This is a genomic window from Flavobacterium sp. HSC-61S13 (assembly GCF_024171535.1).
In the GTDB taxonomy this organism is placed as follows: Bacteria; Bacteroidota; Bacteroidia; order Flavobacteriales; family Flavobacteriaceae; genus Flavobacterium.
Genome location: NZ_JALJZV010000024.1, coordinates 1 through 23132 on the forward strand (window position 1 = coordinate 1; position 23132 = coordinate 23132).

Genomic DNA, 23132 nt, shown 5'->3' on the forward strand with positions numbered 1-23132 from the left:
GATACGCAGATACGCAGATACGCAGATACGCAGATACGCAGATACGCAGATACGCAGATACGCAGATACGCAGATACGCAGATACGCAGATACGCGGATACGCAGATACGCGGATACGCGGATAGGCAAATGCGCGGATAAGTTGAAGGCTGTTCCATTTTTACGAGTAAGGGCGAATGGGCGTATGTGCGAATGGACATATAGGCTTTAGATGCAGATACGCAGATACGCAGATACGCGGATACGCGGATACGCGGATACGCAGATACGCAGATACGCAGATACGCTGATACGCTGATACGCTGATACGCAGATACGCGGATACGCGGATGGGCGGATACGCGGATGGGCGGATACGCGGATGGGCTGATACGCGGATGGGCTGATGGGCTGATGGGCGAATGGGCGAATGGACATATAGGCTTTAGATGCTGATACGCGAACAAAAGAATGTTCTTCAAAATTATACTAAACCCGCTGTTTATTATACCAAAGCAGTAAAGTTGCCCTCGTAATAATAGATTCGAAGCTTAAAACGAGCATAAATTCAAGTACTGCCAATTTTTAATAATGTAATTTTGCCCCGTAGTCGATTAAAACCAGTCTCGTATTTATGGATCACAATATTCAAAGCAAACAATTCATCAGTTTATTGACCGAAAATCGGTTTCGCTTTTTTCGACATATCACCATTTTATTGATATTAATCGTCTTTATTTTAAATGCAAGAGACTGGCAAGAGTATTCCGGTAATTATGAATACTACAGTTTGGTCATCGCCTATGTGGTGTTTGTTAGCATGTTCTATATCAATATGTATGTCTTGGTTCCCAATTTCTTTTTTAAAGCCTATTACATCTGCTATCTCGGTCTGGTTTTTATTATGGTCGCCTTAGGTATTATGACGATGAAATATATATCCGAAATCTATTTTGAACCCTATAGAATCGTTGATCGCCTGCATTGGAATAAACCCATACGAGAGATTTTTTCAGCAACCGTCTTCTTTTCCCCCTTTATCATCGCTTCAACCACCTTAAAATTATTTCAACGCTGGATCAAAGATAGCGACCGCATCAACGACCTCAAAAGCCTTACTTTAAAAATGGAACTCAATGAGCTGAAAAATCAAATCAACCCCCATTTTTTATTTAATATGCTTAATAATGTTTCGTTTTTAGTGAAACAAAACCCCGAAAAAGCATCATTTACCATTCATAAGTTGTCGGAGTTTCTGCGCTATCAATTGTATGAAAACGATCAAAATCAAGTTACCCTAGAAGCAGAACTCGAGTTCCTTTCAAATTTTTTAAACCTCGAGAATATTCGACGCGATCATTTTAGTTTTCAGATACAAACTGCGATTCCCCCAGACCAAACCAAAATCCTACTGATTCCTCCCAATCTGTTTACAACTTTTGTCGAAAACGCCATTAAACACAGCGTCAACCTCGATGAAACTCCAACCACCGTCGAGATCCATTTTTATCTTCACGAAGAACGATTGATTTTTAAATGCCGCAATTCCAAAAACAACGATCAACGAATTCATGCTAATTCCAAAAACAAAGGCTTGGGCTTAGTCAATATCCAAAGACGCTTGGAGTTACTATATGAGAACGATTTTGAATTGGTGTTTGATAATCAAAAAGATACCTTTACAGTACAATTAATTTTACCACTATGACCTGTATTATTATAGACGACGAACCCATTGCCCGCGAAGGTCTCAAGTTATTGATCGAAGAGATTTCTGATTTAACCGTGGTAGCCAAGTTTTCCAACGGTTTATCAGCCATCGATTTTCTGATCAATAATAAGGTGGATTTGATTTTCCTCGATATTGAAATGCCCGGAATATCCGGTTTGGAGTTTGCCGAAAAGATCGATAAAAATACGTTAACAATCTTTACCACAGCCTATTCTCAATATGCTTTAAAGAGTTATGATTTACAGGCATTGGATTATTTGCTGAAACCCATTCATAAAGAACGACTCTCCCAAGCAATTGTCAAAGCACAAAACCATCACGAACTCGTTCATAAATCTACTGAGGAACCGTCCGATAAAGACCTTTATACGTTTATCAAATCCGAACGCAAGTTCTATAAGGTACTACACCGCGATATTGTTTATATCGAAGGATTAAAGGATTATTGCATCGTTCACACAGCCGATCAACAGAAGTTAGTGACCGCCATGAATTTGAAGTCGATTTCACAAAAAATACAGTCGCCAGATTTTATTCGCGTTAGCAAGTCCTATGTAGTCAATATGCAGTACATCAATTCGTTTGATAAACACAGCATTTATATCCAAACCATCGAGATCCCAATAGGCGAAATTTATAAGAAATCATTTTTACAGCAATATACCGGCTCGACTTCAAACGACGGGCTTTTAAGTTAATATCAATTTTAACCACACAGCATCATCCGCTGGTTGTAGGGTTTAAAGTCCCATAGTTTTAACACCCTAAAAACAATAAGTTCCCCTCTCTATGCGCTTTTATGTTTTGTCGTAATACGTTATCTTTGTCGATAGTGTCTAACCAATACGTCCGTATCATGAAGTATAATAATGTTTTAGAAACCATCGGCAATACTCCGCATATTCGACTGAGTAATCTTTTTCCCAACCACGAGGTTTGGATCAAGTTGGAGAAAACCAATCCCGGAGGTAGTTTGAAAGATCGCATCGCATTAGGTATGATCGAGGCCGCCGAGAAATCAGGAGAACTACAAGCCGGAGGTACGATTATTGAACCTACTTCTGGTAATACAGGTATAGGATTGGCACTGGTAGCCGCTATTAAAGGCTATAAAGTGATCATCGTGATGCCCGACTCGATGTCGGTAGAACGTCAGAAACAAATGAAGGCCTTTGGTGCCGAACTCGTCCTGACACCTAAAGATTTAGGTATGAAGGGAGCTATCGCACAAGCCTGCGAAATCGCCGAAGAACTCAAAGGTGCCTGGATCCCACAACAGTTTGAGAATAGCGCAAATCCAGAGATCCACCGCCAAACTACCGCATTGGAAATCCTAGCCGATTTTCCCGAAGGTTTTGATTATTTTATCAGCGGTGTCGGTACCGGAGGACATTTGACCGGTATCGGTGAAGTGCTGAAAAATCATTTCCCAAATATTAAAGTTATCGCCGCAGAACCGAGCTTGTCCGCTGTGCTCAGTGGAGCCCCGGCCGGTGCACACCCCCTTCAAGGTATCGGAGCAGGATTTGTTCCCAAAAATCTTAATGTCAATCTACTCGATGGCATCGAAAAAATCAGCAAGGAAGAAGCTTATGCCTTTACCTTAAAAGCAGCTACAAAGGAAGGTTTGTTTGTCGGAATTTCTACCGGAGCTTCTTTAGCCGCAGTTGATAAGGTTTTACAGCAACAACCCAAAGGCACCAAGGTACTAACCATCAACTACGATACCGGAGAACGGTATTTGTCTGTGGAAGATCTTTTTTAATTAAAATCAATTTATTTTGAATCATTTCATCCATAATCATTTCATCCATAATCATATCATCCATAATCATATCATCCATAATCATATCATCCATAATCATATCATCCATAATCATATCACCCCTACGGGGTTTTAAATGATGGAATCATATTATGCTAATATAATATCACCCCTACGGGGTTTCTATTGTCGATAATGTTTTGAATCATATCGTTTAGAATTATGGCTTCCTAAATAATTTAATCATCATTCATTCATTCCATAATCATTCCATCCATAATCCTTCCACCCCTACGGGGTTTGGGTTTTATGGTTCATCAATCTACAATCATTTCACCCCGACGGGGTTTGGAATATTGAAATCATATTATGCTACAATCATTTCACCCCTACGGGGTTTCTATTGTCGATAATGTTTTAAATCATATCGTTTAGAATTATGGCTTCCTAAATAATTTAATCATCATTCATTCATTCCATAATCATTTCATCCATAATCATTTCACCCCTACGGGGTTTGGGTTTTATGGATCAACAATCTACAATCATTTCACCCCTACGGGGTTTCTATTGTCGATAATCTATAAGAATTACACCCCTACGGGGTTTTAAATGATGGAATCATATTATGCTAACATAATATCACCCCGACGGGGTTTGGGGTAATAAAAATGATAATTATCCCATGGAAAATTTCATTATAAAGAAGCTGTACTAAACTGCTATCTAAATGGTATAGTCATCTCTCTCGATAATACCCGCGCGTATAGCATATCGAATAGCATCGTGTACGTTGTTGATTTCGAGTTTTTTAAAGATATTCTTGCGGTGCGTGGTGATGGTATGTATGCTCAGATTCCGCTCTAATGCAATGACCTTCGTCATTTTGCCCGAAGCGATTTCCTTTAAGATCTCACGCTCAGAATGGGTTAAAACCTGATCTACATGTCCCGAAAAACGGTTGTAATTCTGAATTTTTTCAGTGATACGTTCGCAAATGTAAGTCTCCCCATTAACCGCTGCAGCTAAGGCTGTGCGAATCTGATATAAGGAATCCGTTTTTAATATTAAACTGAAATCCTCCTTGTTCAACAACCAACGCTTTAAAAAGATATCGCTAAAGTCGTCCGAAAATAAAATCCAATCCACCCCAACAAATTCTTGAGCCAATTCTGAGATTTCATCAAAAGTCTCCAAGTCAAAAAGGTTATTATCCATCAGCACTATAGCCGTAGGATGCTTGGATATATATTCTCTAAGTTTCTGTTTGTTGAGCACCTCCTCAACAGATTGAAATCCATCCATATCGCGAACCAAATGGGCGATTCCCCATCGAGTAATATCCTGTTTGTCCGCAATGACCAATGCTCTCATGTGTTTGGAGGAGTTTGGCACAAAGATACGGTTTTTTAATTTTGCGCATTCGCCGATTTACCGATTTGTCAATATGGAATCCACTTGATTTTCTATACTAGTCTGTAAATAAACATCAAACAATATCTGACAAAAACCCTCTAAAAGTTATATACTGCCCTATACTCCTGCTCTGATAATGGTCGTGAGACCCAAGCGGTGTCGTTTTTGATTTGTATAGTCGTATGGATAAAGGTTTGCTGCGGCCCTGCTCCATGCCAATGGATTTGATTCGCCGGAATGACCACCACATCACCAGGAAACAACGGCAATATTTCTCCTTGTTGCTTTTGCACATATCCCCTTCCCGATTTACCAATCAGTATTTGAGTGTTGGGATGACTGTGCCAATGTGTACGCGCCTCGGGATAAAACGTTACTTCTGAGAGGTGACAGTCCACATCGTCCGTTAACAAATTCTTGATCGTAACGCAGCCGTTGACATATATGTCCGAAGCCGTTTGTTCTTCAATACAAGCGCTTTTGACAAGCGTCAAATCCGTATCCCATATTTTGATCAACTCCTCTTCGCCCTCCAATAGGTAATAGGCGATAAACGTCAACGGTACCGTTGTCGATGCATTGTCAAAATGAAGTATAGGAACGCCCTTGGGTTCATAAAAAACCGCACCCTGCTCGAGAAGTTGCGCCGCCTCACCCTCAACCTGAAATAAGACCGTTCCCGATTTTATGTATCCAATCACCGGACACGGATGCCCATGTCTTACACCCTTCCCAGCAGCAGGAATGGTTATTTCCTGTGTCTCGATCTTGGTTAGTTTTTGTTCAGCAAGCAGTATCGACTGCAATGCTACTCTCTGCACGTTTTACTGCCCCATAACCCGAACAAAGCTAGCTAGCAGCAGTACCGCTATTAAAAAGATTTTTGTATTCATGCCTTTACGATTTTGTAGTGTAAAGGACTAGAGAAAGTTTTTTATTTTCATTGACCTATGTTAAGACTTTTACTGCGACTTAAGGATTCCGGTTGGATGCCCAAATACGACGCAATATGGTATTGCGCCACATCTTGCTCCAAATGCGGATAGGTTTCCAACAAAAGCTTGTAGCGGTCTTGAGCCGAATCCATCAGCAACGAACTCTCCTTGATGCATTTTTTGATGTACAAGCTATCACTGATGTATTTGCCAAATTTATACCATAAAGGCGACTCCTTTATCAATTGTTCGTATACCGCTTTGGAGATGATGCGAATCTTAGCGTCTTTTAATACCTGTATAGCTCCTACACTGGGTTGCCCCGTGATGAAACTGCGATACGAAGTGGTAAATGATCCCGGTACCTGAAAGTCCCCGATATATTCTTCTCCATTCTTTTCTCGATAGGAACGCAATACCCCCTCTTCTACAAATCCAATAAACCGACAGCTAGTACCCACTTCCAAAAGCATTTCTTTCTTTTTAATTTTTTTTACCTCCGTCAATTCTACCACGCGCTGGTAGTAGTCTTCTGAAAAGTCTAATTCTTCTATTAAAATGCTTTTAAGGGTTTTCATCTACCAAGTTGTTTGAGTAAAGGGTTCCTTTTTTAAGTTTTGCCATCCTATATTGATTGAGAGGTAACAATCTCCTTTCAACAAGTACGTATACCACCGACAAAGTTTTATTTTATTTGATTTTTACCAATTCTACCCGACGGTTTTTGGCTTTGTTATCTTCCGAATCATTAGCCACCAAAGGTTTATCCGCTCCAAACCCCTTAGCCGATAATCTCGTTTTGTCAATACCCTGTGCAATTAAGGATTGCATCACAGCATTAGCGCGGTTTTTAGATAGGTCTTTGTTGTGTGCCGCATTTCCCGTATTGTCCGTATGACCCTCAATAGCGATTTTTAAATTTGGGTCTCTTTTTAATACCGTCGCAATTTGACGAACCGCATCATCCCCATCAGCCGTGATATCAGATTTATCCAAGTCAAATTGGATGTAGAGAATCGATTTTCCCTTGTCGTTTAGGTCGCGCTGTATGTCGTCTGCAGATATTTTGGCTATGGTTTGTTTAAAGGCCTCTTCCTGTAGAATGTTTAGAGAGCCACCTGCACTGTGTGCCGTGAATTGTACGTAGATATTACCCTGCTCTTTTGATCGGATCACGTAAAATTTAATACGCTGTCCCGCATAACCCATGTCGCCCTGATCACCCTTATTGTGGTCTTCCTTGTTGTAACGGTCGTACTCCTCTTTGGTGATTTCACCATCAAAAATTTTAACCGCCCCAACAGCCAGTAGGTAGTCGTCCAAGCTTTTTTCAAAGTAACGCTGTGAGAACTCCTCCCCCTGCTCGGGAGTGATGTTTGCCTTATACAACCGACCCTCAAACGGCGTCATGACCCCATTGATCGGGAAAAAACAAACGTCAAATTTTTTCTGTAAAGGCTGTATGGTACGCAAACCCTCCGGCAAAGTAAAGAATGGAAATACTCCCAAATCCCCCTCCGAAAAAGGAATGTTTTTTATGTCAAAGTTAGTCGCCTTTTGCGGCACTACAGCCGTATCTACAACCTCTTCAGACTGCTTTTCGCTTTCAATAACGGTCTGTTCTGTTTTATTTGTCTTGTTACACGAGAGCACTACCACCGATAGTGCCGCTAATAATATGGCTTTTTTCATCTTCTTTATTGCTGGTTTAGAGCTCCTAAAGTTCCTATAAAATTTTTAATAATCAAAAAAATGATGAAGAAAAATGAGCTAATCCGTTGATAGTCGGGGATCAATGAATAGTAATCGGTGATCAGTGATCCGTAATCAGTCGTTAATGGTACGCGTTGTGGTAAATATGCAGGACCGATACAATGGTATTATTTCTTCATTTTGTCTTGAACCCGAGGCGGGTGCCCATTTAACGAAGCAAAAAGTTAAGACTGTATAAAAAATTCCTAAAAATCCCCTTACTCCGCCTAAAAGATTTTTTTTTAATGCAGATTTGCCTATTTGCAGATAGGTAAATAGTTATCGGTAATCAGTGATCAGTAATCAGTTCGTTAATGGTAAAGGTTGTGGTAAATATACAAGACCGATACAATGGCACTATTTCTTCATTTTGTCTTGACACAAAACGAAGCAAAAAGTCAAGACTGTATAAAAAATTCCTAAAATCCCCTTATTCCGCCTAAAAGATTTTGAACTCGCTCCGCTCAAACAGAAAATCTTTTTACGGCTACATTCGGCGATTTCTTAACGGATTTTTTATAAGGTCATGAGAGCCCGGTAATATGAAAATTCTGGTATAACTTTAGACCGTTTCGCTTATTTGATCAAGTGCTGTCCATGGTAAAAGGGATCGGTAATCGGTAATCAATGATCGTTTCGTTAATGGTACGCGTTGTGGTAAATATGCAGGACCGATACAATTGTATTATTTCTTCATTTTGTCTTGACACAAAACGAAGCAAAAAGTCAAGACTGTATAAAAAATTCCTAAAACCCCCTTATTCCACCTAAAAGATTTTGAACTCGCTGCGCTCAAACAGAAAATCTTTTTACGGCTACATTCGGCGATTTCTTAACGGATTTTTTATAAGGTCATGAGAGTACGGTAATATGAAAATTCTGGTATAACTTTAGACCGTTTCGCTTATTTGATCAAGTGCTGTCCATGGGAAAAGTAATCGGTGATCGGTAATCAGTTCGTTAATGGTACAGGGGTGATGTAAATATGCAACACCGATACAATGGTATTATTTCTTCATTTTGTCTTGACACAAAACGAAGCAAAAAGTCAAGACTCTATAAAAAATCCGTTAAGAAATCCCCTTACTCCGCCTAAAAGATTTTGAACTCGCTGCGCTCAAACAGAAAATCTTTTTTACGGCTACATTCGGCGATTTCTTAACGGATTTTTTATAAGGTCGCAAGAGGCCGTTATTTTGAAAATTCTGGTGTAACTTTAGACCGTTTCGCTTATTTGATCAAGTGTTGTCCATAGTAAAAGTTATCGGTAATCAGTGATCAGTAATCAGTTCGTTAATGGTAAAGGTTGTGGTAAATATACAAGACCGATACAATGGCACTATTTCTTCATTTTGTCTTGAACCCGAGGCGGGTGCCCATTTAACGAAGCAAAAAGTCAAGACTCTATAAAAAATTCCTAAAATCCCCTTATTCCGCCTAAAAGATTTTGAACTCGCTCCGCTCAAACAGAAAATCTTTTTACGGCTACAAACGGCGATTTCTTAACGGATTTTTTATAAGGTCGTGAGAGTCCGATATTTTGAAAATTCTGGTATAACTTTACACTCCCTCGAAATATTTAGAAGGAATTGATTAGACTCTGCATATTGCTTCTGTACCTCAGCAGTGTAAATCAGTTACCTAAAAAGTACTTGTTTATGTACATAATAAATAGTATATTGCACTATAGAACAATGTATACTATGAAAACAATAAGCGTATCTGAATTTAGAAAAAACATTAAAAAATATGCTGATTTGGCGCATACAGAGAGAATAATTGTCAGTCGTGGAAGTGGCGAAGCATTTGCCGTTGTGCCTATAAATACGCTCGAAGACAAGGGATATAATCCCAAGTTTGTAAAAAAAGTACTGAAAGCCAACGAAGCTGCGAAAAAAGGTGCTGTTACTATCATAAAAGACAGTAATAATATATGGGAAGATATATTATAATTGTCGAAAAAAAAGCTAAAAAAGAATTGGCAAATATCTATAAATCGGGCAATAAAGTTGCTATTGCTACCATTGAGAAAATTTTTAAAGAATTAGAAATACACCCAGAAAGTGGCATTGGAAAACCTGAAAAAATGAAATATCAATTATCCGGTTTTTGGTCCAGACGAATTAATTCAAAAGACCGCTTGATTTATAGTATAAATAACTCACAAGTTATCGTAACAGTATTGTCTGCTCAAGGACATTACTATGATAAATAAAAACAAATCTATTATATATCGTCAGAACTCACGAGCAATACCAATTCTTTCGTCTGCGTATATACAAATGTCCTGCTCCTTTTTGTCTATTTGCAAGACAGTTAAAATATCGCTATTCCCGTACAAAAATAAGTTGCTTAACTTTGTATTGAACCTGAGGCGAGTTCCTATAAATCGCTGTAAATTTTCCTTTACGCCCATAAAGCCTATATGTCTATGCGCAGATACACGCAACAGCCCATCAGCGTATCAGCTCATCCGCATATAAACTTATTTGCTTTATTTAACGATAATAGTATCTTTAACCACTGTTTTACCTTTAAACAATTAGTATGGATTTTTACGATCGTTCAAAATATCCCAAAATTGCATTCTTAATGATCTGTGGTCCCATTTTGATCATCACTTTTTTGTTGTTTATTTTTTATCAGGATATCTATTTATTCTATATTCTTTTAGTGACTAATTTGATCTTACTTATCAGTGCATGGCGCATTTATTCGACTGCTTTAGCACTGCGAATAACCGATGAAGGGATTTTTTATCAGTTGATACCTTCCGATAAGTCAGAGCAACTCCTACCCCTGAGCAGCGTGTTAAGCATCGATTTAATCCCTCTGGACTATACCACCAAATTCGGAGGATGGGGAAAAAGATCCCGCAAAAACGACATCGCCTATGTTTTTAACGACGGTATGTTTCTGAAGATCGTCACCTCAACGAAAACCTATTATTTTTCTGTTTCAGATGCTCAAAAAGCAGCATGTGCCTCAGTAGTTCAGAAAATACGCGAGAATCAAAATAATAACCCAATAAGCCAAAATTGAGTTGTATTGCTTTGCAGCGCAATGCACAGCAGCGTGACGCTGGCACAAGCAAAATCACGAATAGATCATCAGTGAGTAGAAATCAGTTCGTTAATGGTAAAGGTTGTGGTAAATATACAAGACCGATACAATGGCACTATTTCTTCATTTTGTCTTGAACCCGAGGCGGGTGCCCATTTAACGAAGCAAAAAGTCAAGACTGTATAAAAAATTCCTAAAATCCCCTTATTCCACCTAAAAGACTTTGAACTCGCTCCGCTCAAACAGAAAATCTTTTTACGGCTACATTCGGCGATTTCTTAACGGATTTTTTATAAGGTCATGAGAGTACGGTAATATGAAAATTCTGGTGTAACTTTAGACCGTTTCGCTTATTTGATCAAGTGCTGTCCATGGTAAAAGTGATCGGTAATCGGTGATCAGTTCGTTACTGGTAAAGGTTGAGGTAAAAGAGTGACTAGAAATCAGTGATCGGTGATCAGTTCGTTAATGGTACGGGTTGATTTAAATGTACAAGATAGTTACAAACGCGGATTTGCCTATACGCCCATCAGCATATCAACCTGATAGAAGTTGATGTAAAAGAGTGAATCATAAATGGGCGCGCCGATTTATTACAACAAAAAAGGCCGCTTTATGAAGCGGCCCCTTTCGTACTAACTAATCAATCAACTTTATCTTTTGGCTATTTCACTGTATAAGTCCGTGTTTTCCAATTCCTCCGAGTTAGGAATTCTATACAGGTAATATTTGCTGTTCGCTACAAATTTACTTTGGTCAGGGAATACAAATATGCGATGCCCCTGCGGAGTCAAAGCAACCGTTTGCAGCTGTCCCTCCGCATCGATATATTGGTAATCGATTTTAGGGCTTTGTGGATATTCTTTACGAACCACCGTTTGCTGATTTCTAACCAAGTCTGTCAAACTAAATCCCTCGCCAAATAATTCTTTACGACGCTCCAACCAAATCGCTTCAATTAAATCTTGACCGCCTAATCCCTGCGCAGCAACCGCTCCACGTGCGGTTTTTAATTGGTTCAATACGTCCAACGCATCACCCTCTCCCAAGCGAGCCTTAGCCTCCGCATTGATTAAATACATCTCCGCAGTTCGCATCAATACGATATCAGCAATAGCCCCCGGTTTAAATTTGAATTTGGCTACACGCATCCATACAAAGGCTTCTTTCTTCGGGTCCTTGCCCGGATCTGTTGCCCAGTTGATGATTTTTTTACGGTAGTCCGAATCGTCAAATAAGGTTCTGAAATACGGATCGGCATTGAAACTGTAGTAATAACTCTCTTCCGTAGTGGTGTCCAAAAAGTGAAATTGGTAACTCGCATCACTCTGTGCCGCGGTTTGAGGATGCCCCCAAATCCATTCTCTATTTTGTATGTCGTTAAAGCCCGCTTTGTACTCCGTTTCCGTCATCAAGTAGTTGTCTTTCGCCAAGAGTCGATCGGAATAGGTTTTGGCCTTCTGCCAATCTCTGGCGTATAATGTCGCACGAGATAGTAATCCCAATACCACTTGATTATCGATTTTGTGTTTGGAGTTTCTCTGATAGTTATCTGGAATTAAAGCCAAAGCCTGCTCTAAATCTGCTATCGATTGCGCATAGACCTGACTTACCGTAGCTGCCGGACGTCCAATGGTGTTCTCGTCTGAAGGTTCTGTATAGACCGGTACCGCTAGAGCATTGGGGTCTTTGTCAATGGCAAAGGCATAACTCGACGCCAAATGCAAGTACATAAATCCACGAAGCGCAAAAGCCTGCCCCTTTATTCGGTTTTTCTCCGTTGCTGTTCCCTGAGCCTGATCGATGTTTTTTATAACCGCATTCATGTTGTTGATCGTTTTATATGCCAATACCCAACTCAAATTGTTGGTACTTCCCTTGCCATATAAGGCCGAAAAAGCATAGTGCGAACTGAACCCGTAACGGGTGTTCAATACCACATCCGATCCCATAGCATCATTCGCTCTCAACATGGCTCCATAACCCGGATTGGCATAGGAGTTAAAGGTTTCCATCAAGTAACTCCACGAGCCAGTCAATACTTTATCGGCATCTGTAGTGGTTTTAAATACTTCAGCAGCATCCACCGCTGTAGTCGGATCGGTGTCTAACTCACAAGACACCACCAAAAAAGAGGTGAGCAATACGAGTAGTCCGCGTTTATATATTTTTTTCATCAGTGACTATTTTATGTTTGTAATTCGCTATACAGCCTTGTGATGTTTTATGTCTTACAGACAAGGCCGGTCTGAATTGTTGGTTTATGTTTTGTTATAGTTTTACGTTGACTCCAAAGGAAATCGTTTTCATCGATGGGTATCTGTAATAGGTTGTTCCATCGAGGTTTTGCTCCGGATCCAAACCTTGCTCTTTGGTGAATGTCAATAGGTTCTCCGCTTGTAAATAAACACTCACACGCTCTAGTTTTACTTTCTGCAACCAGTTTTGAGGCAAGTTATAGGATAAGGTTACCGTTTTCAATTTTAAAAATGATCGATCTACCAAGAAACGATCGGATTGACTCAGCCAAGAACTCTTCGGATCGGTAGTCAAACGAGGTACATCTGTAATGGTATTTTCCGGCGTCCAACGGTTCAGCATATCCGTACTCCAAGTTGCTCCCTCTGCCCCCAAATGCTGCAAACTCTGTTTGTCACCATTGTATATTTTTCCTCCTATAGAGTATGTAAATAAAGCCGATAATTCAAATCCCTTGTACGACAAGTCCGATTGGAATCCACCCGAAACATCCGGTAAAGAGTTCCCACTTTTAACCTTGTCGGTTTCTTTAGTCGAGGCATAGTCTTCCGTGATGACCTTAGTGCCATCTGCCTCATAACGATACCATTGCGCATTTCCGTTTTGTGGATTGACTCCCGCCCACTCCACTAAATAGAAATCGTATAAGGAACCGCCCTCAACCCATTTTTTAGCACCACTCCACATTTCCGCAGATGGTAAGGATACAATTTTGTTTTTGTAAGTCGTGGCATTTAATGAAAGTCTCCAGTTCCAATCCGGTGTGGCAATAGGAGTTCCCTCGATCGTAAATTCAAAACCGTAGTTTTTAATCGCCCCAATGTTTTGACTGGTCGACGAAAATCCCGTTGAGGGCACCAAAGATTTATTAAATAACAAATCCTTGGATTTGCGTTCGAAATATTCTACCGTTCCCGTCAATCGGTTGTTAAACAAACCGTAGTCCAAACCGATGTTTAGGTTAAGATTGGTTTCCCAACTCAAGTTTGGCGTTGCCAAACGCGATGCGATTAAACCGGATTCCCCCAAGTTGTTTTGAATGGCATATAAGGCCTGATAAGCATAGTATCCGATGTTGTCATTACCCTGTGCGCCATAACTCATTTTTAAGGATAAATTGGATAATCCCTTATCTCTTAGATTTTGAATAAAGTCTTCTTCAATTACTCTCCACGAAGCCCCTACAGACCAGAAGGTTCCCCAACGGTTGTCCGGATGAAAACGCGATGATCCATCGGAACGAACCGATCCCGAAAGGAAATATTTTTTATCTAAGGCATATTCAACATTCCCGAAAAAACTCAATAGTTTGTATTCGTCGCTGTTTCCCTGAAAAGCACTCAATACCGAAGCGGCATCGGGTTCGTAAAATCCATCTGTGATCAGCTTCTCTCGCGTTCCTCCAAATTTGGAGGTATTGTAACTGTAAAATTCTTGTCCCGCCAAAGCACTGATGCTGTTGCGGTCGTTGATGTCTAAGTTGTAATTGAGGACGTTGTTAAAGGTCATTCCGACAGTACGCACGTTGGACTTGGAAACACTACCGCCATTTAAGGCGTCTGCCCCATAACTCGGATTGATATAGTTGTGCGTAAATCTACTGTTGTAGTCCACGTTTAACGAGGTTTTAAATTTTAAGTTGTCCAAGATTTTGACCTCCGCAAAGGTTCGCACCGAGGCCGCATCAGTTTTAATTTCGTTTTTGTCGTGAGGCATGGATCCGACCAAATTGTGTTTGGCATAAGACGTACCTCTGTAATTTCCATAATCAAAGATGCGCTGTCCCGTATTGGGATCGATTAGGTATGTACCGTTTTCAAGATTGCGCTCATAAATCGGATAAAAAGACGGCACACCACGACTAAAACCAATGACATTGGAAATGGCCGAATCATCTTGTTTGGGATAGTTTTGTATCGAATGGGTACCCGATACGTTTAAGCCTACTTGCAACCAATCTTTGACATCAGAAGTGATGTTGGTCCGGAAATTATATCGTTTAAAACCCGATTCGATCACTGCCCCCTGATCATCCAAATAGCCCCCTGAGATAAAGTATCTCGAGTTTTCACCACCTCCGCTAACTCTAAGGTTGATTTCTTTGTAATGGGCACTTTGCGATAAGGCATCACGCCAATCATCATTCCACAAGGGTTGTAAACCCGGTGTCAATTTACCATCTACTCCTACAGGTTGTGGGTTATTTGTTCCGTAAGGGTTGATACCGATACGTCCCACGATATTGTCCGTGGCATACTGGGCTGCCTGAGCTGGTGTAAATTGATTGTCCAAACGGCTGTTGCGCAAAGCCTCCCAATACAGTTCAAAGTACTGGTTGGTGTTGAGCTGGTCGTAATCGCGACGGGCTAAACTCGAAAAACCGTATTTTGATGTGATTTCGAGGCTAGTCGGACTGTTTTTACGCCCTTGTTTGGTAGTCACCATAATGACACCATTAGCAGCTCTGGATCCGTATAAGGTAGCTGAAGCCGCGTCTTTTAACACGGTGATGGATTCGATATCCGACGCTGCTATCGAAGATAAGGTTCCGTCATAAGGAACTCCATCAACTACATAAAGCGGTGAACTCGACGCATTGACCGAACCGATACCTCGGATTCTAATCGTAGCCTCCGAACCCGGCTGTCCACTAGCCGAAAAGGATTGCAAACCGGCAACGGTTCCCTGCAATGCTTTGGTCACGTTACTCACCTGTGCTTTTTCGATATTCGCACCACTTACAATCCCTACTGAACCCGTAAAAGTCGACTTTTTAGCAGTTCCATAAGGAATGGTGATCAAGACCTCGCCCAATTCTTCAGACGATGTTTTTAAAACCGTGTTTATCAGAGATCGGTTCATAACCGATTCCTTTAGCGTTTCATATCCGAGGTAAGAGAATAGTAAGGTTCCATTGGCATCTACCCGAATTTGATAGTGTCCATCTAAGTCAGTCATGGTAGCCGTATCGGGCAAACCCACTACAGAAACAGTGACCCCTGGAAGTGGCCCCTGGTTATCGCTAACGGTTCCGTTAACGAGTAATTCTTGAGCGCGTAAACCATTTGAAAACAGCACGCTCAACAATAATAAGATATAAAGTTTGTTCATAAAAAACAGTTTATAACAATAGATATAGCCGTAAGCAATATCTTTGCTAAGGTTAAAAAGCCCAGTCAGGCATCGATAAAAATAAATAGTGATAAAAAACTCCCGTAGAATTACTTTCGGAGTAAAGAGGGTTGTGTTATTGGCAACACATGTATGGACAAGCCATCATAAGATTTTGACGCATTGATTTTACAGATGGTGTTTTTCCATCAAACTTCGAAGAAAGGACTGCTACACTCAAATCAATTGTACTCATAATTTCTGTACTTTAAATTAATCGTTCCGGCTTTTATTTAGCCTTCTTGAACAGTACAAATGTAGGGTTTCGATTTTTTGAAAATATACCATAAATATGGTATATTTTGGGAAGTTGAAAAAAAGCCCTTGTTTGACTCTATTACCCAGTTTATCTAAGCTAAAATTTGTTCTATTTTTTGCATCAACATTTGGAATCGCTGTTCCCTGATCAGCGGATGTATATGCATGGCTAAAATCTCATCAGCTTGGGGATGATTTTTAATCGCAGTCAGTTCATGTATTATATATTTTTTTACTTCTTCATCACTAGCTCTTATTTCTTCTACAATCGTAGTTCTATTATCAATTAGATAAATGATATCTTCAAAGTCGTGACTTCCATAGAAATCATTTTTACCTCTATCTTTAAACGCTTCTAATTTAGTCGCTAAGAAATAAGGAGCCGGTAAAACGTTGATCGTATTTCCCTCTTCTAATTCTACTTGTTGCAAGTATTCAATAGCTGGTAAATACCACTTATTAGCTATCCCCAAATTACTGTCTTTTGCAAGAAGTATATCAACTGCAATTCCATGAAATTTATAGGAACAAATAGCATGTCCCTCAGGATCTGGAAAAAAATTCAATTCAGACAAGCGCTCTTGTACTTGTGTCCATTCGTAGTAGTTGGCTAAATTTATAGTCAAATCAATGTCAAACGTGGGGCGAATTTCTTCAGCAGAAGGATCGTCTGTATATATACTAATTACTGCTCCACCAATGAATACCATTCTCTCGTTTAGTTCCTTCAATCCTTTGGCTACTTGACTAACTAAGGCCAGATTAATAACTTTATTATACATTCAATATTCTTTTTTCCAATTCTTTTTTCGCCACTTCCTTTTCTCTGACTCTTCCTACTCTAATAGCATCAACCATCGTTAGCAGTTCGTATAAACTGTTGTCTTTTAATGATGCTAGTACAACACTTTTATATAGTGGTTCTATTGCCTGTCCGCGCTCTAATCCCTTTGCGTACGGCCAAACATATTTATCATTCGCACTAATTATTCTATTAAGTGGCTCTGCAGCATGTGCTGTTAAAACACCTCTTACTAATACCCCTGGTTGCTGAGGAAAAGCGTACGCAATGCCGTGCAATATAAATTCGGTTAGTGCAATCTTATTGACTTTTTTTCTTGTAAAATCTATTAAACCCGCGTATCTCGAACGATTTAATGATTGACTTATTTCTGATTGACTCATTCCCAAATCCTCCGCAAGTGTATGATGAAACCATGACGTATCTTTAAGTACAATTATTTTTAATAAAATCACGATGTCTTGAGGTTTTAGATTCTTATTTAAGTGTGCCATAATTAAATTTGATATTTCAATACACAATATTAGCAATTAAATCTTTAATACACAACATATTAAAGTGCAATATCGCATATTGCAATATGCGATATGAAACCAAAACTACTAGCAATCATCACCTTTGATATCGTAATTAGTACGACTTTTAAAATTATGACACTTATTTGGTTTGCCTGAATAGCGCTATGCTGCCGCTTCACTCGTTTTAGGTCAATTCATTTTGACCATTCCCCTAGCATTTCGATAATAAGCCTAGCGTTTTGACAGCTTTTTTATCGGTGAACCAAAAACCTAAAAACAGATAACCTACTAATAAACAGCTGTTTAACTGATTTTATTTTACTATGGAACGAAATTGGTCTGTTGTTATCCAAACCAATATCCTTTAAAATGAATCCACTCGAAGTCGGTGATGAAATCACCAGCAGTATTCCGGAATTAAAAAAAGAAATATCAAGAGCAATCGGCTTTAAGAACTCGTATGCGCTGATCCGTGTGATCACCAAATACACTCAAAAGATGGTGGAACAAAGGCGCGGTGAACGCGTAGATACCTGTTTGAAATTGGTAGGACGCTGTTATAGCCAAGGCGATACCACAGTCAAAAATGCGATTGAAAATGTGTTTGTTTTTTCACTTGATAACATCCTCTTTTCCTATACTGCTACGGAACGAAAAAAAGTATTCAACAAGATACCTACCGGTCTGTATACCGCTTATCTCAAACAGGTGTACGCTTCAGGCGTTTGATGCCGGGTCCATCGCAACAATTGGGAAATCTAAGCACTAATGCCAATCTTTGTCCCATAGGTGATTTGCAACTTTTACACTCCCCTACTGTGCGGTCTTTGATCAAGCGCTCAGCAGGGGAAATTAATTTACTCTATTATTCTCTTCCTGATTTCCAAAGTTTCGCTTAGCAACCTTTAATGTACTATTTCCAAACGAATAATTTACAGCTAGTCTAATGCTTTGAGAATCGTAATAGTTTCGGTAACTGATTTTTACCCCGTTCGTTGAACTTGTCGACATACCGCGTTGGCCACTGAAAATATCATTTGCAGTAAGGTTTAGCGTCAGCTTTTTGTCTAACAACAGCCATTTAACACCCATAGCTAAACTCGAAGTGCCCGATTCTGTGTAAAACGAACTGACTCCCGGGAAATTAACCCAATAGTTTATCGACATCAGTAGGGTTTTGTTTTGATTCAGTATAATGTCATTATTAGTACTAAAAGTCGCATTCCATCCTTCATTGGTCTTTGAAGTATACGGAATAGACGATTTAGCATAGAGATAAGATAGATCTAAGGTATTGACACTAGTCCACCACGACCACGTATTGAAGGTATAGGTTTCCGATAGTCCGAAGGAATATACTTTTAAATAGTTTAACGGGATGATCTGAGTGATGCTGGTATTTAAGTCAATAATAGATACCTGTTCAAAACCATCTACCTCTTTGGAAATATACAGTTGATTGATCCACTTTTCCTTATAGGTGTGTGAGATGTTGAAATTATGTTGCAAAGCCGGTTGCAGCATGGGATTACCTTCTATATAGACGAATGGGTTTTCATTGATTCGGAATGGATTCAGTTGTTCGTAGTTTGGCCTGTTGATTCTTTTGCTGTAATCTACTGCCCAGCTGTTGTTTTGATTGGCTTTATAAACGAGATAAAAGGTCGGAAACCACTGTAAGTAGTCCTTTTTAGTAGTTTGATCGTAGCTTCGTGAATATCCCTGAGTTTGAGTCGCTTCCAGTCGCAACCCCAATTGCACTTCCCATTTGGGATTGATTTCTTTGTTAAGTCCGAAATACACAGCCTCATTGGCTTCTGTATAGTCAAAACCGTTGGTTTGAGAAAGGTCTAAAACCGGTATACCGGTTTGTTTGTCGTAAAAAGTCAGGTCGTTTTTGGTGTTTGTTTTGGAGAATTTTCCGCCTAAGGTCCAATTTGCCCACTTGCTCGGTAGTTCTACATCAAACTTAGCCGAAAAATTATTCAGTTTTTTTAGGTTGGTGTTCAAACCCGCAAAGTACGTATTGGGTATCGTGGTCTGATCCGCATTCCATTGGTTTCCCTTATAGTCGCGCTGATCCGTATTTTTGTAATAAAAATAATCCAGATCCATCGATAGTTTGGTGCCGAGGGTATCGAAGTTGTAGCTATTATGCCAATTGAAGGCGTTTTGATCGGGTTTGGTCTGCGACTTTGAAAGCGATTTGATATAGGAATTAACCTTATCAAATTGGTAGTCCGAACGCGTTGTTTGGGAATCTTCCACAATATCCATTTTGTAAAAATTACCTAAATAAAGTAGGCCGGTACTCCATTTTGGCGATAACTGATAGTCTATTCCCAATCTGGTACTGATGTAATCTTGTTCGATTTTTCGCGGATTGTCCGTAGACCAAAGTTCGTCTTCAAAGTAGGTTTTGCCCTGATCGACATTTCTTCGGGTAGCAGTACCTCCATTGATCGCCGCCTGAATGGTCCAGTTGTTTTTGTTGTAATTAAAACTGCCTTGCATCGAAGTACTCGGATAAAAACGCTGCAGGTAGGAACTGCCTAACAAGGCATTCCAACTGTCCTTTTTTGCCGTTTTTAATTTTATATTGATCAATCCGCTGTTACCCTGTGCATCATATTTTGCCGGAGGTGTTCTGATGATCTCGATACTTTTTATATGATCTGAAGGAATGGTTCTTAAAAAATTGGCCAGTTCATCGCCAGAAAGTTGAATCAAACGATCATCAATCATTACTGCCATACCGCTCTTACCGATCATCGCGATTTTGTCGTTTTGAACTTGGATACCGGGTGTGATTTTTAGCGCGTCTAAGGCATCGCCCCCTGTTGCCATTATGGCATTCTCTACGTTAAAAACCAAACGGTCCACCTTGCGTTCCATCAACTTTCTTTGTGCCTGTACAACAATCTCTGTCATTTGGGTCTCGCCTATGATCTCAATAAGCCCCAAGTCTACATCAGCAGTGACGTCCAATTGTAGCTGATAAGCTATTTTACCAAAATACAAGACTTCTAAAATATAATTTTCCGACGGTACATCCTCGAACACAAATTGCCCATTGGCCTGGGTATTAGTCTGTTTGACCACCGTAGAATCAGCCGTTTTCAAGTAGAGCTCCGCCCACTCAATCGCTTGCTTATTTTGATCCTTTAGCCCGCCTGAAATGCTAAATTGCTGTGCTTGCATCGGTAAAGCTACCGCAAAAAATAAAACCAAAAAACAATAAAACTGTTTACTCATATTTTTCCTTTATAAGTTGAATAGGTATTTCTACCTACCCATAAAGGAATTTCATGCCATGAAAATAAGAAAACCCAATTCATTCTTTTCTAGACACTTATGTTTTAGTTTTAATTATCGTTGTTCGAATACGCACAGTAGGTGTTCGTTTATACGGTAGAAACTGCGCACAACAGTTCCATAAAACCCGATTTCTATAAAAAAGCCCGATACTGTAGATCTCTATAGGGTTGTGTTGCTTCATTTTATATCGCAACCAACAGATAGCTAGGAATTTGATTCATTAATTTGACCCGACGGTTAGTAAGTTTTCGCTTTCAAATACATCTTGAGGTGCTATAACCGGTTCGTCAAAAGGGATGTTGTTTCCGTAGCGCTCTTTCAGTTTTTTCTGAACTTCGGGATGAGTCAGGTCGAAATCCCTTAATGTTTTAAGCTGCCCCAATTCAACCTCCGTGGTATTTTGATACATTTTCCAAACCAATTCCGAACAATAAATTTTATCATCCGACCATTCAAAAGCCCAATCATAGTCCTTTCCTTGCCATGCTTCCCCAATGTTTTTCATTTGTTTCATCACAGCAGGCGTCAGAACTTTGTCTGCATTTTTAAGGCGTTTGACCACATAATGCTGGTCTTCGCCTCTCGAAATCCACTCCTTTAATGGGGTGCGTTGCACTTGATCACCGGCCTCAAAGACAAAATAATCCGCACCGTCTAAAAAGATAATCCCACAATGTGAATACTTCGAGTTGGTAGCTATTTGTATGGCTTTACTCTGTGAAGAGCGCGAAGTCTGAAAGATGACATCTCCATTTTGCCATTGTTCTACATTGCCCACTACTCGATCTGTCTGATTTGTTGCGGGATGATCACTAAGGTTGTTTTTTGGGGTATCCTTGCAACTACTCGCTAAAACGATCAGTAGCAGTACTAACATCATATTCCATTTTTTCATGCTGATTATTTTATTATTTAGTTTACAATACTGTATAAATATGTGACTGTTTTATTACAAATTTAATCAAAATAAATCCGTTTACACCTAAGATTATCAGCATACTACCACTTGCAAAGCGACTGCCTCTTATGTGATTTTCAACAGATAGACCTTAACTATTATTTATCTCTAATTAAAAAAGCTAATGGGTCTTTACTAAGCATCAATACTACTGCTTTATTACAAATATGGCAGTCAAAAAAAAATTCAAAAAGTACTAAATATCCCCGTTTTTCGCATTTATACCGTATTGCAGTACGCTTATGATGACGATGATGCTTGGTCTAGAACTCGAAGCTCTCGTCCTATTCATCGATCAGTCCTTCCGTATCGTTAAATAATTTTACAGTACTTTTGTGTATAGAACGATAACAGTTAGTATGTATTTACCCAACGAAAATTCCCATTTATTCTGTCTCGAAGCAGTTTCTGATGTTGAGAACGAAAAAGACAGTGCCGTATTTCCTTTTTTGGAGCATCTGGCCTTGCGCTACGGCATTACCAATGTTTATAAATCTTGTGATAGCATTGAGGGTTTTGAGGAAAGTTTAAATGTTTTATTGTACGAAGATCGCAATTTTAAGGATTATGAAATTCTCTATTTTGTATTTAAGGGAGCTGAGAACGTGGTAGAAATCGATCGTTATACGTATTCCTTAGAAGAAATAGCCGAGGTGTTTGAAGGCAAATTAACCGATAAAATCATTCATTTTGCCAATAGCAAAACGCTGAATATCGATACGGAAACCGCCCAGTATTTTCTAAATCTTACCGGTGCCAAAGCTTTGTCTGGCTATAGTGTTCCCAGTCTGATATCCAGCGGTTTATTAGATACTGCTTTTTTTGGATTGTATCAGGAAATCGACGATGTTACCGAGTTGGTAGAAACCTTGTTTGACGCTCATTATAATCTCTGTAAATCCTTGGGATTTGAGCTGCATTATTAATCCATATCCCCAATATTCTAGGTAAAAAGTGCTAGGCCGTTCTCTTTAAAAAGGCTTATAGGACTGCTTTTGTACAGGACTTACTAGACAATTCCCTTTATCTCTATTCCCTCACAGCCTGCAAATTAGCAACAGCGAATACTGCGCTGATTATGAATTATTTGCCATTCCCGCGGCTAGATTGTTGACCATTTCCACAGTATGTAGTCATTTACCACTTTAAAAACGCTTGTATTGCAGTAAAGTGGCACGGCATAGTAATTGGATACTACATTTAGCA

Annotated in this window: 18 protein-coding genes; 8 read left to right on the forward strand and 10 right to left on the reverse strand. The window is 39.6% G+C overall.

Translation table 11 applies throughout. The features are described 5' to 3' along the window. The first annotated feature begins 613 nt into the window (after nt 1–613). The 3 genes from L1275_RS15825 to cysK all read left to right on the forward strand — a co-directional run bounded on the left by L1275_RS15825 (nt 614) and on the right by cysK (nt 3476). Nucleotides 614–1687 carry a sensor histidine kinase gene (locus L1275_RS15825; protein WP_253475678.1) on the forward strand — a complete coding sequence of 358 codons (1074 nt, stop codon included), beginning with the start codon at nt 614–616 and terminating at the stop codon, nt 1685–1687. Next, entirely contained in the window at nt 1684–2409 is a 726-nt protein-coding gene (locus L1275_RS15830) for a LytTR family DNA-binding domain-containing protein (protein ID WP_253475681.1), read from the forward strand. Before L1275_RS15825 ends, L1275_RS15830 begins: the two co-directional genes overlap by 4 nt. A 158-nt stretch (nt 2410–2567) precedes the next feature. Next, on the forward strand, nt 2568–3476 hold the full coding sequence (gene cysK / locus L1275_RS15835; protein WP_253475684.1) for a cysteine synthase A: 909 nt from the start codon (nt 2568–2570) through the stop codon (nt 3474–3476). Nucleotides 3477–4202: 726 nt separating this feature from the next. Here the strand turns inward: cysK and L1275_RS15840 are convergent. From L1275_RS15840 to L1275_RS15855, 4 genes are all read right to left on the reverse strand, one after another. Beyond that, nucleotides 4203–4850 carry a response regulator transcription factor gene (locus L1275_RS15840; RefSeq protein ID WP_253475687.1) on the reverse strand — a complete coding sequence of 216 codons (648 nt, stop codon included), beginning with the start codon at nt 4848–4850 and terminating at the stop codon, nt 4203–4205. Between the two features lie 140 nt (nt 4851–4990). Then, entirely contained in the window at nt 4991–5713 is a 723-nt protein-coding gene (locus L1275_RS16620; protein ID WP_253475689.1) for a cupin domain-containing protein, read from the reverse strand. Between the two features lie 119 nt (nt 5714–5832). Then, nucleotides 5833–6405 carry a Crp/Fnr family transcriptional regulator gene (locus L1275_RS15850; RefSeq protein WP_253475692.1) on the reverse strand — a complete coding sequence of 191 codons (573 nt, stop codon included), beginning with the start codon at nt 6403–6405 and terminating at the stop codon, nt 5833–5835. Between the two features lie 112 nt (nt 6406–6517). Further along, on the reverse strand, nt 6518–7519 hold the full coding sequence (locus tag L1275_RS15855; RefSeq protein ID WP_253475695.1) for an OmpA family protein: 1002 nt from the start codon (nt 7517–7519) through the stop codon (nt 6518–6520). Nucleotides 7520–9282: 1763 nt separating this feature from the next. Between L1275_RS15855 and L1275_RS15860 the strand changes: the two genes are divergently transcribed. From L1275_RS15860 to L1275_RS15870, 3 genes are all read left to right on the forward strand, one after another. After that, the gene (locus L1275_RS15860) at nt 9283–9531 is read left to right on the forward strand and encodes a type II toxin-antitoxin system Phd/YefM family antitoxin (protein WP_253475698.1); all 249 of its coding nucleotides are present in this window, start codon (nt 9283–9285) and stop codon (nt 9529–9531) included. Next, complete coding sequence (locus tag L1275_RS15865; RefSeq protein ID WP_253475703.1) at nt 9513–9794, forward strand: Txe/YoeB family addiction module toxin; 282 nt, start codon at nt 9513–9515, stop codon at nt 9792–9794. Before L1275_RS15860 ends, L1275_RS15865 begins: the two co-directional genes overlap by 19 nt. Nucleotides 9795–10126: 332 nt before the next feature. Then, a complete protein-coding gene (locus tag L1275_RS15870) occupies nt 10127–10621 on the forward strand; it encodes a hypothetical protein (RefSeq protein ID WP_253475706.1) in 495 nt (164 codons plus the stop codon). Between the two features lie 674 nt (nt 10622–11295). On the opposite strand, the gene L1275_RS15875 is transcribed toward L1275_RS15870, so the two are convergent. The 4 genes from L1275_RS15875 to L1275_RS15890 all read right to left on the reverse strand — a co-directional run bounded on the left by L1275_RS15875 (nt 11296) and on the right by L1275_RS15890 (nt 17626). Next, nucleotides 11296–12819, reverse strand: coding sequence for a RagB/SusD family nutrient uptake outer membrane protein (locus tag L1275_RS15875; protein ID WP_253475709.1), 1524 nt, complete (start codon nt 12817–12819; stop codon nt 11296–11298). A 94-nt stretch (nt 12820–12913) separates the two neighbouring features. Beyond that, entirely contained in the window at nt 12914–16012 is a 3099-nt protein-coding gene (locus L1275_RS15880) for a TonB-dependent receptor (protein WP_253475712.1), read from the reverse strand. Nucleotides 16013–16422: 410 nt separating this feature from the next. Beyond that, complete coding sequence (locus L1275_RS15885; protein ID WP_253475715.1) at nt 16423–17112, reverse strand: nucleotidyl transferase AbiEii/AbiGii toxin family protein; 690 nt, start codon at nt 17110–17112, stop codon at nt 16423–16425. Next, nucleotides 17105–17626, reverse strand: coding sequence for a hypothetical protein (locus tag L1275_RS15890; protein WP_253475718.1), 522 nt, complete (start codon nt 17624–17626; stop codon nt 17105–17107). Before L1275_RS15890 ends, L1275_RS15885 begins: the two co-directional genes overlap by 8 nt. Before the next feature lie 393 nt (nt 17627–18019). Between L1275_RS15890 and L1275_RS15895 the strand changes: the two genes are divergently transcribed. After that, the gene (locus tag L1275_RS15895; RefSeq protein WP_253475719.1) at nt 18020–18379 is read left to right on the forward strand and encodes a hypothetical protein; all 360 of its coding nucleotides are present in this window, start codon (nt 18020–18022) and stop codon (nt 18377–18379) included. Between the two features lie 123 nt (nt 18380–18502). Here L1275_RS15895 and L1275_RS15900 read toward each other — a convergent pair whose 3' ends face one another. Both L1275_RS15900 and L1275_RS15905 read right to left on the reverse strand, forming a co-directional pair. Further along, nucleotides 18503–20905, reverse strand: a complete 2403-nt coding sequence (locus tag L1275_RS15900; protein WP_253475722.1) for a TonB-dependent receptor — start codon at nt 20903–20905, stop codon at nt 18503–18505. A gap of 283 nt (nt 20906–21188) precedes the next feature. Further along, on the reverse strand, nt 21189–21863 hold the full coding sequence (locus tag L1275_RS15905; protein ID WP_253475725.1) for a YiiX family permuted papain-like enzyme: 675 nt from the start codon (nt 21861–21863) through the stop codon (nt 21189–21191). Between the two features lie 422 nt (nt 21864–22285). On the opposite strand from L1275_RS15905, the gene L1275_RS15910 reads away from it, so the two are divergent. Continuing rightward, nucleotides 22286–22852, forward strand: a complete 567-nt coding sequence (locus L1275_RS15910) for a DUF6642 family protein (protein WP_253475728.1) — start codon at nt 22286–22288, stop codon at nt 22850–22852. Nucleotides 22853–23132: the final 280 nt, after the last annotated feature.

Excerpts from the sequence above, each read along its gene's own strand:
- L1275_RS15825 (WP_253475678.1), top strand. The coding sequence starts at position 614 with ATGGATCACAATATTCAAAGCAAACAATTCATCAGTTTATTGACCGAA.
- L1275_RS15830 (WP_253475681.1), top strand. The coding sequence starts at position 1,684 with ATGACCTGTATTATTATAGACGACGAACCCATTGCCCGCGAAGGTCTC.
- cysK (WP_253475684.1), top strand. The coding sequence starts at position 2,568 with ATGAAGTATAATAATGTTTTAGAAACCATCGGCAATACTCCGCATATT.
- L1275_RS15840 (WP_253475687.1), bottom strand. The coding sequence starts at position 4,850 with ATGAGAGCATTGGTCATTGCGGACAAACAGGATATTACTCGATGGGGA.
- L1275_RS15850 (WP_253475692.1), bottom strand. The coding sequence starts at position 6,405 with ATGAAAACCCTTAAAAGCATTTTAATAGAAGAATTAGACTTTTCAGAA.
- L1275_RS15855 (WP_253475695.1), bottom strand. The coding sequence starts at position 7,519 with ATGAAAAAAGCCATATTATTAGCGGCACTATCGGTGGTAGTGCTCTCG.
- L1275_RS15860 (WP_253475698.1), top strand. The coding sequence starts at position 9,283 with ATGAAAACAATAAGCGTATCTGAATTTAGAAAAAACATTAAAAAATAT.
- L1275_RS15865 (WP_253475703.1), top strand. The coding sequence starts at position 9,513 with ATGGGAAGATATATTATAATTGTCGAAAAAAAAGCTAAAAAAGAATTG.
- L1275_RS15870 (WP_253475706.1), top strand. The coding sequence starts at position 10,127 with ATGGATTTTTACGATCGTTCAAAATATCCCAAAATTGCATTCTTAATG.
- L1275_RS15875 (WP_253475709.1), bottom strand. The coding sequence starts at position 12,819 with ATGAAAAAAATATATAAACGCGGACTACTCGTATTGCTCACCTCTTTT.
- L1275_RS15880 (WP_253475712.1), bottom strand. The coding sequence starts at position 16,012 with ATGAACAAACTTTATATCTTATTATTGTTGAGCGTGCTGTTTTCAAAT.
- L1275_RS15885 (WP_253475715.1), bottom strand. The coding sequence starts at position 17,112 with ATGTATAATAAAGTTATTAATCTGGCCTTAGTTAGTCAAGTAGCCAAA.
- L1275_RS15890 (WP_253475718.1), bottom strand. The coding sequence starts at position 17,626 with ATGGCACACTTAAATAAGAATCTAAAACCTCAAGACATCGTGATTTTA.
- L1275_RS15895 (WP_253475719.1), top strand. The coding sequence starts at position 18,020 with ATGAATCCACTCGAAGTCGGTGATGAAATCACCAGCAGTATTCCGGAA.
- L1275_RS15900 (WP_253475722.1), bottom strand. The coding sequence starts at position 20,905 with ATGAGTAAACAGTTTTATTGTTTTTTGGTTTTATTTTTTGCGGTAGCT.
- L1275_RS15905 (WP_253475725.1), bottom strand. The coding sequence starts at position 21,863 with ATGAAAAAATGGAATATGATGTTAGTACTGCTACTGATCGTTTTAGCG.
- L1275_RS15910 (WP_253475728.1), top strand. The coding sequence starts at position 22,286 with ATGTATTTACCCAACGAAAATTCCCATTTATTCTGTCTCGAAGCAGTT.